This window comes from Ciceribacter sichuanensis, assembly GCF_024055605.1.
GTDB classification, from domain to species: Bacteria; Pseudomonadota; Alphaproteobacteria; order Rhizobiales; family Rhizobiaceae; genus Allorhizobium; species Allorhizobium sichuanense.
Window position 1 is genome coordinate 615,177 of sequence record NZ_JAMXLX010000002.1, and the last position, 13,372, is coordinate 628,548.

The window sequence follows — 13,372 nt, forward strand, 5'->3', positions numbered from 1 at the left end:
TTCCTTTGCCCGACGTGCAAGATGGGCGACCACGTTCTCGATCATCCGCATGCCGACGTCACCATCAGACCGCCGCTTGCTTGTCGGAACAACCGATGAGAGCCTCTTCGAATCCTTCAGGAGTGGAAAATGGCATCAACCCACCCAACTCCCATCAGCTTTCTCATGAAGGCGCGATTGATTTATCTCGCGGTATTCCGACCTGCAGACTTCGCAGAGGAAGAAAAAGCCGATTCTGAGTTACAGAATAAGCAGGAGAGCGGCACACCAACGGATCCGCCGATTTTCCAAATCCGACGTGCCCTTGTTGAATCCCTAGCTTGGTGTATCGGTGCAGTCTTCATTGGCTTCATCGCCGGCGAAATCTGCGTAATCTTGCTCCGTCCTCGGACTGGACTATCTGCCGCTTTTATTATCGTGGGGACCACAATTCTACTTTGGGCGACGTTGGCATCAAGAGGATGGAGCATTCAGTCTTTTGGCGGCGTCACACTTAGCGAGCGCCTTAACCAATGGATATTTCGAACACTCTATGCAGTGGGCACAATCGCGGTAGTGTTTGGCACGACGTGGAGCGTGTTGACAACATAGAGATGAGCCAGCTCAAGGCTGGCTATCTACCCCTCAGGCAGCCTTTTCCTTTGCCCGACGTGCAAGATGGGCGACCACGTTCTCAATCATCCGCATGCCGGCGTCACCGCCGAGCGTCATGATCGATTCCGGGTGGAACTGTACGGCGGCGACCGGTTCCTTGGTGTGTTCGATACCCATGATCGTGCCGTCTTCGCTTTCGGCGGTAATCATGAAGTCGCGGTTGAGCGTCGCCGGATCGGCGAAGATCGAGTGGTAGCGACCGACGGTCACTTCCTTGGCTAGCCCGGAGAAAACGATGCCCGGTTCCAGAACCCGGATACGCGACGGCTTGCCGTGCATCGGTACAGCGAGATGGCGAAGCTCGCCGCCATAGGCCTCCGCGAGCGCCTGCAGGCCGAGGCAGACGCCGAAGATCGGCAGGTTGCGGGCCCGCGCCTTCTTGATCGTCGCCTTGCAGTCGAAATCCTTCGGATTGCCCGGCCCGGGCGACAGCACGACGAGGTCCGGGTTCATTCGGTCGAACACCTCTTCCGGCACCGGCGTGCGCACCGTGGAAACGGTCGCCCCCGTCTGGCGGAAATAATTGGCAAGCGTGTGCACGAAGGAATCCTCGTGATCGACGAGCAGGATGTTGACGCCCTGCCCGACCTTGGCGACACCGCGCTTGGTCTTGGCGTCGTTGCCGGCCTTGGCGTCGCGGATCGCCGCGATCATGGCGGATGCCTTGAGTTCGGTCTCGGCCTCTTCCTCGTGCGGATCGCTGTCGTTCAGAAGCGTAGCACCGGCGCGCACTTCGGCAATGCCGTCCTTGATACGCACGGTGCGCAGCGTCAGGCCCGTATTCATGTCACCGTTGAAGCCGACCATGCCGATCGCGCCGCCATACCAGGCACGCGGGCTCTTCTCATGGGCCTCGACGAAACGCATCGCCCATAGCTTCGGCGCACCCGTGACGGTCACCGCCCAGGCATGAGACAGGAAGCCATCGAAAGCGTCCATACCATCGCGCAGACGTCCCTCGATGTGGTCGACCGTGTGGATCAAGCGTGAATACATCTCGATCTGACGGCGGCCGATAACCTTGACCGAACCCGGTTCGCAGACGCGGCTCTTGTCGTTGCGGTCGACGTCCGAGCACATGGTGAGCTCGGACTCGTCCTTCTTGGAATTCAGCAGCTTGAGGATCTGTTCGGAATCCGCGATCGGGTCGTCACCGCGCTTGATCGTGCCCGAAATCGGGCAGGTCTCGATGCGCCGGCCGGAGACGCGCACGAACATTTCAGGCGAAGCGCCGACCAGATATTCCTGGTTTCCGAGGTTGATGAAGAAGGAATAGGGCGAAGGATTGATTTCCTTCAGCCGCTTGGAAATTTCGGAAGGCTTGCTGTCGCAGCGCTCCATAAACTTCTGGCCGGGCACGACTTCGAACAGGTCGCCGCGCCGGAAGCTTTCCTTCGCCTTGACGACGAGTTCGGCATATTCGCCGGGACGATGATCGCCGCGCGGCGGGATCTTGTCGGTATGCAGGAAGGGTTCGGCCGGAATCTCCGCCGATTTTCCATCCGTGGTCACACCACCCTTTTCGAAGTCGTAATGGTCGATCCAGGCCTTGGCCGAATAGTGGTCCACGACGAGGATTTCGTCGGGAAGGAAGAGCACCATGTCGCGCTGGTCCTCCGGACGCTCCAGCGAGAGCTTGATCGCGTCGAACTGGAAGGCGAGATCGTAGCCGAAGGCACCGAACAGGCCGATAGAGGAATCCGCATCCGAATAGAAGAGATCGACGACCGCACGCAGCGCCGTGAACACGGTCGGGATCTTGGAACGCTCTTCCTCGGTGAAGACGCGATCGGGCTCATTGACCACGAGATCGAGCCGCCGGGCGGTGCGCTCGCCGAGCGTCAGGTCCATGACCGTCTTCAGCTTGTCGGCGATGAAACCCAGAAGCACCTCGCCGCGCTCGTTATAGGCCTCGATCCACATCTTGCGGCCGAAGCAGGCAATGCCGAGCGGCGGATCGATGATGGCCGTATCCCAGCGGGTATAGCGGCCGGGATATTCGTAGTTGGAGGAGAAGACCGCGCCGCGACGGCTGTCGAGCCGGTCGATATAGCTGCCGATGGCATCCGCATAGGGTGTTGCCCTCCGCTGCCGGGTTACCTTGATCCCCCCGCGGGTCTCGTAGATTTCCCCACCATCATCCCGAATGATCGTCGCCATGCTTCTGCTTCTCCGCTTTCAAGGCCCGGTTCGAGGCGCCTGAATACAAAAAAGCCGCCTCAGGTTTTCCGGGCGGCTTTGGGTCACTTGTCTTTGGACATGACTGGTCAAGGCCGCGTTAGCGTGCCCACCACCAGTTACCGATGTTCAAAGACTTGATCATGGCGAAACACATACCGTCATGCGGCAATGAGCGCAAGTCCCTCGCGACTGAAAGCCCTGCAAACACTGGAGGAAAGTGACGTGGTGAAACTTCCCGTCCCCTCGGTCGTTAACCCCTGCCCGCAACAACGGAGACGGCTTATTGCGAAACACGACCCTGCTGCTCTGCCTCCTGCTATCGACCACTCCCGGCATAACTCGTGCGGATAACGTTCCGATACCGGAACCGCGCCCCGAACAGTCAACCCAGGCGCCGCCTGTTCCTGAGGAAAAACCCGCGTTTCCCCCGGCGGAGGAAGAGAAAAAGATCCCGGCAGGAAAGCCCTCCGAAGCACCGCCGGAAACCGCGCGCCCGACACCGTCAGAGCCACCGCCACCGCCATCGTCTCAGGCCCCCGCCCCGGTGCCAGCCCCAGCTCCGGCCCCGACGCCTCCGCCGCCCGTGGAGGCGGAAGATCCCGCAGCCTTCGAGGCGTGCACGAAGGAGTTGTCGACCCTTGGCGTTGCGTTCAAGCCTCTCCCCCGCATCGACGACGGCGACGGATGCGGCATCGATCGGCCGATTGCTGTGACCGCCCTCTCACGATCGGTGAAGCTCGAACCTGAAGCGACGCTCCGCTGCGACACCGCTCTTGAACTCGCCCGCATGACGCGCGACATGCTGGAGCCGGCGGCCCGGCTTGCCATGCCGGAGAAGGGGCGTCTCAAGGCTGTGCATCACGCCTCGGCCTATGTCTGCCGCAATCGAAACGGGGCGGACGATGGCAAGATTTCCGAACATGCCCGCGGCAACGCCATCGACATCTCATCGCTCGAATTCGAAAATGGAACCGTGCCGATGAGCATCGCCAGGCCGGAGGCATCCGACCTCCCCGCCGCCTTCCAGCGCAGCCTGAACGCTTTCGCCTGCCTCTATTTCCGTACCGTCCTTTCCCCCGGCAGCGACGCCGCGCATCAGGACCACCTGCATCTCGACATTCTCGAACGCAACGGCGACTTCCGCTATTGCCGGTAGTCGTCACACGAAAGACGGCGCCGAAGCGGCGCCGTCCTGCAGACTCATATTCCAGCTTTCGCTCAGAACTTCTGGGTGAGCGAAATCTTGAAGTAGCGGCCGGCTTCCGAATAGAGTTCGGAAGCATTGGCGATATCCTTGACTTCCAGCGCATCGAAATACGTCTTGTCGAAGACGTTGTAGACGCCAGCCTGTACGCGCAGGCCTTTCACCTGTTCCGGCTCCCACCAGCCCGTGAGGTTCACAACGCCGTAGCCGGCAGGCTTTGTGCTTGCCGTGGAGCTGTCCCGGACCGCAGCAGATGCAACGAGGGTGGCGTCCGCTCCCCAGGTTTCCGTCTCATAGCCTACGCCCAGGATTGCCTTCAGCGGCGCAACCGACCCCAGGATTTCGTCGGTATCGAGATCCTCGCCATAGGCATAGGCAAGCGAGCCATGCACGTTGAAGCCGTTGGCGAACTTCTTCTGGCCGCGCGCCTCGATACCCGAAATGCGGACATTGGCGCGGTTGAAGAATTCGAAGCTGCCGAGCCGATAGCCGGCAAGCGCCACGGTTTCGGTATCGATGAAGTCCTTGTAACGGGTGGTGAAGGCAGTGATCCGGCCGCCGAAATCCTCGTCGCCGAGATTGGCGCCGACTTCGAAACCGTAGCTGCTTTCCGCCTCGAGATCGGGATTGCCGACCTGACGATAGAGCGGCGCGTTATCGTAATTGGAATAGAGCTGCGAGACGTTCGGCGCCTTGAAGCCGGTGGCGAACTGCGCGAACAGTTCGACATCCGGACGCACCTGCCAGCCGGCCCGAAGCTTGGGCGAAAGCGCCCAGTCGGACTGGCCGTCCGGCAGGCCGGCATAACCAGTATTGTTTTCGTAGCCGGCCGTATCCTGCGGGTCATAGTCGTACCAGTCGAAGCGCAGGCCGGGCGTCAGTGAGAAGCCGCTGGAACCGATCTCGATGCGATCTTCCGCATAAAGACCGATCTTCTTCGCATCGGTTTCCGGCATGTCCGCCTGGTTGGTGTGCAGGAAGGCGCAGTTCGCAACATAGGTGACATCGCAGCTATCCTCACCCTTGGCAAACTGGGTCGTCGTCGCGAAACTCAGGTCCGTTCCAACAGTCAGCTTGTGCTGCAAGGCCCCGGTGGCGAAATCGCTGTAGACATAGCCGGCAAAGCCGATGGCCTTTTCCTCATTGGTGCTGATGCGGCTGTATTCGCCGATCGGCGCCGTGTTACGATAGCCGTCGGTCCCGTCCCTCTTCTCGGTCTTCTGCCAGTAGAGCGTGGCGAAGGCCGAATCGATCAGGCTGTCTTCACCGATGGCATCATAGCGATAGTCGAGCGAGACGCGATTACGCGTCAGGTCGGCGATCTCGTCGTAATTGTCCCGGGCATAGGTGCCCCCTTGGCTGGCCTTCAGATCGGTAGTCGAATCGAAGTCATAGTGCTCGGCCGTGATCCCGATCTGGTGACCGCCCTCAAGATCCTGGCGAACCTTGAAGAGCACGTTTTTCTTGTCGTAATCCTCCGGCTCCGCTTCAGTGCGGGTAGAACCGTAACCACCGACATCGCCGCCGGTATCCTGCTCGTGGCCCTTCTTGTAGCTACCCTGCAACAGGACGGAAGTGTCCTGGATCTTATTGGTGATGGCGAAGGAGCCGCCGAAGGATTTGTCGGAGCTGTCATAGGTCGTCTTGGCGATGCCGCCGTAATCCTTGCCTTCGCCGATCAAATCTTCCGGCTCCAGTGTGCGCAGCAGCACCGCGCCACCGAGTGCGCCCGAGCCTGCACGGCTGGAGTCCGAGCCGCGCAGGATGTCGATGCTCGAAAGCGATGAGAAGTCGTAACTGTTGGCGCCGCCGAAGGAGGTGCGCACGGCATCGGAAAGATAGGGGATAGGAATACCGTCAATGGTGGTCAGCACGCGGTCGCCTTCCAGACCGCGAATGTTCACGCTCTGTGAGGATTCGACGAAGCTCACGCCCGGCTCGGTCGTATTGCCGAGATCGTCGAGATCCTCGATCTCCTTCTTGGCGATATCGTCCTTGGTCGTCTGCGTGGCAAGCGGCGTGTCGGCAACGGACCCCTTGGCGACGCGCTTGCCCTTCACGACAATGGTCTGGAGCTGGGTTTCGCCGGCCTCGGCGGGCGCCGTGTTGCTGTCCTGGGCGTAGGCTGAAAATCCGGGAGAGACGGCGACAAGTGCCGAGCAGGCAAGAAGAAGCGGTCTGAAATGCCGAGAGACCATGAAATATATGTCCTTTCACCGGCAAAGCTCCTCCGTCCCCAAAGCGCGGAGCGCGTTGGGCCAAGCCGATCGAGTTGTTGTCAAAACCTGGGCAGACAGCGGTTACCCGCCTTGATATAGCCGGGTATAAAACATGATGTTTAGAGTCAACAAATGAAAGGTGATTATTTTAATCATGATTTCGTGAGCGGTAAAAAACCGTGCAAAAATGCAACACGTTTGCACAAGGAACCCGTTCTCCGGCAGAAGCCGCGTCAGAACAGCCCTTCGATATAGCCCTGCTCGTTGAGGAAGATCCGCTCGGATGACGGCGATTTCGGCAGCCCCGGCATCGTCATGATTTCTCCCGTGATCGCGACGATGAAGCCCGCGCCGGCGGAAAGCCGCACCTCGCGCACATGCACCACATGCCCCTCGGGCGCGCCGCGCAGATTGGGATCGGTCGAGAAGGAATACTGGGTCTTGGCGATGCAGACCGGCAGGTTGCCGTAGCCCTGCTCTTCCCAGGTCGCGAGCTGGTCGCGCACGGCCTTGTCAGCGGTCACCTCCGCCGCGTGGTAGATCTTCGACGCCACCGTCTCGATCTTCTCCAGCAGCGACATGCTGTCGGGATAAAGCGGCCGGAACGCCGACTGGCCGGAATCCGCGAGTTCAGCGACCCGCCTTGCCAGTTCCTCGACACCGGCCGAACCGTCGGCCCAATGACGGCAAACAATCGCATCCGTTCCGAGCCGCGACACATATTCCCTGACCGCCGCAATTTCGGCCTCCGTGTCGGAAATGAAGTGGTTGACGGCCACGACCACCGGCACGCCGAAGCGCCGGACATTGGCAACGTGACGCCCCAGATTGGCGCAGCCGCGGGTCACCGCGTCCACATTCTCGTGGCCGAGGTCTTCCTTGCCTACACCGCCGTTCATCTTCAGCGCCCTGACCGTCGCGACGATAACCGCCGCAGCCGGCTTCAGCCCCGCCTTGCGGCACTTGATGTCGAAGAATTTCTCCGCCCCAAGGTCGGCGCCGAAGCCTGCTTCGGTCACGACGTAATCGGCAAGCTTCAGCGCGGTCTTCGTCGCCACCACCGAATTGCAGCCATGGGCAATATTCGCAAACGGCCCGCCATGCACGAAGGCCGGATTGTTTTCGAGCGTCTGCACGAGGTTCGGCTGCATCGCGTCTTTCAGCAGAACCGCCATAGCGCCGTCCGCCTTGATGTCTCGGGCGAAGACCGGGCTCCTGTCGCGCCGGTAGCCGATGATGATATCGCCGAGCCGCCGCTCCAGATCTTCAAGGTCCACGGCAAGGCAGAGGATCGCCATGACCTCGGAGGCGACGGTGATGTCGAAACCGGTTTCGCGCGGATAGCCGTTCGCAGCACCGCCAAGCGAGCAGACCACCTCCCGGAGCGCCCGGTCGTTCATGTCCATCACCCGCCGCCAGCTCACCCGCCGACTGTCGATGCCCTGCTCGTTGCCCCAGTAGAGATGGTTGTCGATCAGCGAGGCGAGCAGGTTGTGGGCAGACGTGATGGCATGGAAATCACCGGTGAAATGCAGGTTGATGTCTTCCATCGGCACCACCTGCGCATAACCGCCGCCAGCGGCCCCGCCCTTGACGCCGAAGCACGGACCGAGCGACGGCTCGCGCAGGCAGATCAGCGTCTTCCGGCCGATCCGGTTCAGCCCGTCGCCAAGCCCAACCGTCGTGGTGGTCTTGCCTTCGCCTGCCGGCGTCGGGTTGATGGCGGTGACAAGAATGAGCTTGCCATCGGGACGGCCGGAAAGCGAGCGGATGAACTCGGCCGACACTTTCGCCTTGTCGTGGCCATAGGGCATGATCTGCTCCGCGGGAATTCCGAGCTTCTCGCCAATGGCCTGGATCGGCAGCTTGCGCGCCGCGCGTGCGATTTCGATGTCGGATTTGACGTCACCCATGGACTGCTCCCATACCCCGTGGCCTGTTTCCGGCGATTGAAACGTGCAGATAGCCGAACATGGCGCAAATGGAAAAGAAATTGTTCAAACGACACCTTGCAAAAAGGGCTAAACGTCCCTCGGCATTGTCGATGCGGGACAATTGGCCTCTTGTAGTGCAGTATGGCTCCCTTTATGTCTCGCCGCGTGCACCTCACCCGATCCCCTTGCCCGTCAAAGACAATGGAGAACCCGCAAGATGAAGTCCCTGGAACTGCTCGTTGAAAAGATCATCCTTTCCAGCCGATGGATCCTCGTCGTCTTCTATCTCGGCCTTGTCGCAGCGCTTGCCGTCTATGCGGTGTCATTCGGCTACAAGTTCCTCAAGGTCGCCGGCAATGTCTTCGAATATGGCGAAGCGGAAATGATCCTTGCCATGCTCGGCCTGATCGACGCAGCACTCGTCGCCAGCCTGATCGTGATGGTGATGATTTCCGGCTACGAGAACTTCGTCAGCCGTTTCGACGAAACCGACGCGGAGGTCTCCTTCCTCGGCAAGCTCGATGCCGGCAGCCTCAAGATCAAGGTCGCCTCCTCCATTGTCGCCATCTCCTCGATCCACCTGCTGCAGGTCTTCCTCAACGCCAATCAGTTTACCGACGGCAAGATCATGTGGCTGACGTTGATGCATCTGGCCTTCGTCGTATCCGCCGTCATGCTCGGCTTCCTCGAGAAGCTGATGTCCAAGGGCAAATACGAAGAAAAGGGTTTGTAAGCCCGAACCGGCGGCGGCTTCCCTTACGACGGCTTACCCTCCCTGCGCTGCCGTGACGGTCGATACCGCCTCGCCAGCCGGCTCGATCGTGGCGGACGCAGGCGCTGCCTCTGGCGCGGCCGGAGGGGGTGGTGGCAGTCCACGGCGATGACAGCGGACATCGATCCCGTCCTTTTCCGTGCAGAGCAACATTCCCGGCGTCTCGTAGGAGGCCAGCATGTCGGTGAGCAGTCCTATTTTGAGGGCTTCGACCACCGAGAGAACACGCAGGTTCTTCGGGTCTGCGCTGCTGACGAAATCCATGATGCCGAGGTCGACGCCCATCTCGGTGAAGTAGGCGTTGAGCTTAGCCCGTGCCTTCTTCGAAAGCTTCGTGCTCTCCCCTTCATTCCGGAGCCTGCGCTTCACCTCCTTGCGGGAAACTTCCTTCTTCTTGCCGTTCACCATCTTGTACTGGATCTCATAGGTCACCTGAACGCTCCGCTGGATCGTCGTGATCTGATGAACGCCGAGAACAGACCATTGTGAAGCCGAGCGCACGGTGCCGCCGGCCATCATGAACGGGCAGGCCGAAACACAGTAGGCACCCCATGAAAAGGCCTGCCCCTCCGACGCGCCCTTCCTGGCGATACCGGCCTTGCATCTGGGTTCCGCAGTGGGACAGTCCTTGAGCCGTGTCGCTCCCACGGCTGTTTCCAGTCCGGCCTTGCGGATCATCCGGCCCATCTGCAGCGATGCATCGACATCACCGCCTTGCGACAAGAGCACCACTGGCGGCTTCCTGCTGCCCAGTGTCTTCAACATCTTCTTCAGCCGCGCCGGCGTATCGGATGTGATCCGACCCTCCGCTGAAATCCATTCCGTGCAGTTCTCCTGGCAACCGGCGCTACGCACCAGGATGAAGCTCATCGGCGGATCGTCGTCCCTCGGCTTCGCCTTGCTGTCGGCGGCCCATGCGGCAACGCCAGAGGCAAGAAATGCAAGCAGAACGAGGAATATGGGGGAGAGGATTTTGCGAGAAAAAGCAATGCGCACGTGCCGAACGCCCTGGTTGCAGATAGGGCACGCTAGCGCATCGGACCGAAAATCGAAATCGATTTTCGGAAAGCTCGATGTGTCACTTCAAGACGTCAGAGCGTCCTGTGTGCGTCCCAATGGACGCAGGCGCTCTGACAACTGAAAAAGCGGGCGCCACGCGGCATTTCCACACCGCTTGCCGCCAGACCTGTTGTTCTCCGATCAGCCCTCGCCGATGGCGATCAGGCTGGCATTGCCACCGGCCGCGGCCGTATTGACGGAAACCACCTGTTCTAGAGCAAAACGCATCAGATAAGCGGGACCACCAGCCTTGAAACCAGTGCCGGAAAGGCCGGAACCGCCGAAGGGCTGGGTGCCGACGACAGCACCGATCATGTTGCGGTTGATGTAGACATTACCGGTGTCGAGCGCATCGGCCACGGCGCGGATCGTCGCCTCGATACGGCTGTGCACGCCGAGCGTCAGGCCATAGCCGGTCGATGCTACAGACTCGATCACCTTCGGCAGATCCTTGGCCTTCCACCGCACCACATGCAGCACGGGACCGAAGACTTCCTTGGTCAGCGCCTCGGGCTTGTCGAGTTCGATGATCTGCGGCGCAAAGAAGTTGCCCGAGTTCGGCACAGCACCGGAGTAGCGGACCTTCTGCGTCTTGCGCATGTCGTCGACATGGCCCTTCAGCATCGCCGTCTGCTTCTCGTCGATGATCGGGCCGACATCCGTGGTCGTCAACGCCGGATCTCCGAGATTGAGTTCGCGCGCCGCCCCCTCGATCATCTCCAGCATGCCGTCGGCGATATCCTCCTGAAGATAGAGGATGCGAAGCGCCGAGCAGCGCTGGCCGGCTGAGCGGAAGGCCGACATCACCACGTCGTCCGCCACCTGTTCGGCAAGCGCGGTGGCGTCGACGATCATCGCATTGATGCCGCCGGTTTCAGCGATCAGCGGTACGATCGGACCGTTCTTGGCGGCAAGCGTCCGGTTGATCGCCTGCGCCGTTCCGGTCGAGCCGGTGAATGCAAGGCCAGCTAGCTGCGGATGGGCGGAAATGGCCGCGCCGATATCGGGACCACCAGGCAGGAACATCAGCACATCGGCCGGAACGCCGGCCTTGTGGAAGAGCTTCACCGCCTCGAAGGCAATAAGCGGCGTCTGCGGCGCGGGTTTCGCGACGACGGCATTGCCGGCGACGAGCGCTGCCGCGATCTGGCCAAGGAAGATCGCCAGCGGGAAGTTCCATGGCGAAATGCAGGCGAAGACGCCGCGACCGCGCCAGAGCACCCGATTGCTCTCCCCGGTGGGACCGGGCATCGCTTCCGGCTCGGCAAACAGCTTTCGGGCCTGATCGGCATAATAGCGGCAGAAATCGACCGCCTCGCGGATTTCGGCAATACCGTCATCCAGCGTCTTGCCGGCCTCGGCGGCCAGAAGCGCCAGCAGGCGGTCGCGGTTCTGTTCTAGAAGATCGCCCATCTTGTCGAGGCAGGCGGCCCGCGCTTCCGCCGGCTGCCTGGACCACGAGACGAAACCCTTGCGACCCGCGACGAAGGCACGATCGACATCGGCCACGGCTGCGTTGCGAACGCTGCCAACCTTGCGGCTACGATCCGACGGAGAAAGAACGTTGACGACTTCCGTCTGGCCGGTGGCGCCGGGCACGAGCGGAGTGGCATCGACGGACTTGTTTTCCGTGGCAAGCCGCGCCATCAGCGCTTCAAGGCTCTCGCGATGGCCGAACTCGAAGCCGGCGCTGTTGCGGCGCTTGCCGTAGAGTTCCTTCGGCAGCGGGATCTGGCTGTGCCGCGCGCTGACACCCTGATCGAGCCCAAGCCGCTGCGCCGGCCGCTCGAGCAACTTGGCGATCGGCACGTTCTTGTCACCGGCAACCGCCACGAAGGACGAGTTGGCGCCGTTTTCCAAAAGCCGCCGCACCAGATAGGCAAGAAGATCGCGGTAACCGCCGACCGGCGCATAGATACGGCAGGCAATGCGCTCGTTGCTGGACAGGAGGCTGTCATAGAGAGCCTCGCCCATGCCGTGCAGGCGCTGGAACTCGAAGCCGCTTCGGTCGGCGCCCGCAAGTTCGAGGATGGAGGAAACCGTCAGCGCATTGTGGGTGGCGAACTGCGGGAAGATCCGCGCCCGCTTGTCGAGCAGCTTCGAGGCGCAGTTGAGGTAGGAAAGATCGGTCGCCGGCTTGCGCGTCCAGACCGGATAATCATCGAGACCGCGTTCCTGCGCCCGCTTTACCTCGGTATCCCAGTAAGCGCCCTTGACGAGACGCACCATCATTCGCCGGTTATACGTCCGGCAGAGGTCGTCGATATAATCGATCACCTGCGGCGCGCGCTTCTGGTAGGCCTGAATTGCGAGGCCGAAGCCATCCCATCCCGCAAGCGACGGATCGGCAAAGACGGCGGCGATCACATCGAGCGAAAGCTCCAGCCGGTCGGCCTCCTCCGCATCGACAGTGAAATTGAGCTGATGAGCCTTGGCCATCTGCGCAAGCTTCAGGAGATCCGGAACCAGTTCGCGCATCACCCGGTCGTGATGGGTGGCGAGATAGCGCGGATGCAGCGCCGAGAGCTTCACCGAAATGCCCATGCGATCCGGCAACTGCTTGTTCTTGCCGTGCTTGGCCATGAAGGCACCAATCGACTGGATCGAATCCGCATAGGACTTAAAATAGCGCTTGGCATCTTCGGCCGTGCGGGCTCCCTCGCCCAGCATGTCGAAGGAATGGCGATAGCCCTTCTCCTCGCTCTTGGCGGCGCGGCTCAAGGCGTCCTTCATCGTCTCGCCGAGAACGAAATGGTGGCCGAGGAAACGCATCGCCTGCTTGGTGGCGCTGCGGACAGTGGGAAGGCCGAGCCGCTTGACGAGACCGCGGACCACTCCCTCGGGCGTCTCGCCGGGGCGGATGACGCGGGCGGAAAGTCCGAGCGCCCAGGCCGAAGCCGAGACGAACCAGCTGTCGCCATGCGCCTCATGCTCGCTCCAGCCGCCTTCCTTCAGCTTGTCCTCGATCAGTCTGTCCTGCGTCAGCGCATCGGGCACGCGCAACAGCGCCTCGGCAAGCACCATCAAGGCGAGGCCTTCGCGCGTGGAAAGGCCGTATTCCCGCAGGAAATCCTCGACCCCGCCGATCGAACCGGAATTGCCACGGATCGCTTCGATAAAGCGAGTAGCGCGGCGGTCGATCGAGGCATTCTGGCTGTCAGACAGCGAGAGACGTGCGGCAAAAGCCTTTACGAGGCTGTCGTCGTCGCCTGCAAAAGGCGCATTGAATTGCGGAAAATCTGGCGTGGCATTCTTGAGCATCGTCACCTCCGAGTTATCGGCAACCTACAGAGAGATTAATAGCATTTCTCACTGATTTTTGGCATATACTCCGTGAGTGTCCCTAGAT

General features: G+C 61.0%; 8 protein-coding genes. 3 read left to right on the plus strand and 5 right to left on the minus strand.

Annotated elements, in window-relative coordinates; translation table 11 throughout:
• Positions 1–129 precede the first annotated feature (129 nt).
• Positions 130–591 (plus strand): hypothetical protein, encoded by a 462-nt coding sequence (locus tag NBH21_RS09240; protein WP_250915780.1) that lies wholly within the window; start codon positions 130–132, stop codon positions 589–591.
• A gap of 33 nt (positions 592–624) precedes the next feature.
• On the opposite strand, the gene NBH21_RS09245 is transcribed toward NBH21_RS09240, so the two are convergent.
• Positions 625–2,814 carry an anthranilate synthase gene (locus NBH21_RS09245; protein WP_250915779.1) on the minus strand — a complete coding sequence of 730 codons (2,190 nt, stop codon included), beginning with the start codon at positions 2,812–2,814 and terminating at the stop codon, positions 625–627.
• A 565-nt stretch (positions 2,815–3,379) separates the two neighbouring features.
• Here NBH21_RS09245 and NBH21_RS09250 point away from each other — a divergent pair.
• Positions 3,380–3,991, plus strand: a complete 612-nt coding sequence (locus NBH21_RS09250; RefSeq protein ID WP_250915778.1) for an extensin-like domain-containing protein — start codon at positions 3,380–3,382, stop codon at positions 3,989–3,991.
• Positions 3,992–4,053: 62 nt separating this feature from the next.
• On the opposite strand, the gene NBH21_RS09255 is transcribed toward NBH21_RS09250, so the two are convergent.
• Together NBH21_RS09255 and NBH21_RS09260 are read right to left on the minus strand one after the other, a co-directional pair.
• Positions 4,054–6,237 carry a TonB-dependent hemoglobin/transferrin/lactoferrin family receptor gene (locus NBH21_RS09255; RefSeq protein ID WP_250915777.1) on the minus strand — a complete coding sequence of 728 codons (2,184 nt, stop codon included), beginning with the start codon at positions 6,235–6,237 and terminating at the stop codon, positions 4,054–4,056.
• Positions 6,238–6,491: 254 nt separating this feature from the next.
• Complete coding sequence (locus NBH21_RS09260; RefSeq protein WP_250915776.1) at positions 6,492–8,171, minus strand: formate--tetrahydrofolate ligase; 1,680 nt, start codon at positions 8,169–8,171, stop codon at positions 6,492–6,494.
• A 238-nt stretch (positions 8,172–8,409) separates the two neighbouring features.
• Here NBH21_RS09260 and NBH21_RS09265 point away from each other — a divergent pair, with 238 nt between their 5' ends.
• The gene (locus NBH21_RS09265) at positions 8,410–8,925 is read left to right on the plus strand and encodes a TIGR00645 family protein (protein WP_250915775.1); all 516 of its coding nucleotides are present in this window, start codon (positions 8,410–8,412) and stop codon (positions 8,923–8,925) included.
• A 33-nt stretch (positions 8,926–8,958) separates the two neighbouring features.
• Here the strand turns inward: NBH21_RS09265 and NBH21_RS09270 are convergent, their stop codons facing one another.
• The gene (locus tag NBH21_RS09270) at positions 8,959–9,960 is read right to left on the minus strand and encodes a COG3904 family protein (RefSeq protein WP_250915774.1); all 1,002 of its coding nucleotides are present in this window, start codon (positions 9,958–9,960) and stop codon (positions 8,959–8,961) included.
• 204 nt (positions 9,961–10,164) lie between these two features.
• Positions 10,165–13,284, minus strand: coding sequence for a bifunctional proline dehydrogenase/L-glutamate gamma-semialdehyde dehydrogenase PutA (putA, locus tag NBH21_RS09275; protein ID WP_250915773.1), 3,120 nt, complete (start codon positions 13,282–13,284; stop codon positions 10,165–10,167).
• Positions 13,285–13,372 lie beyond the last annotated feature (88 nt).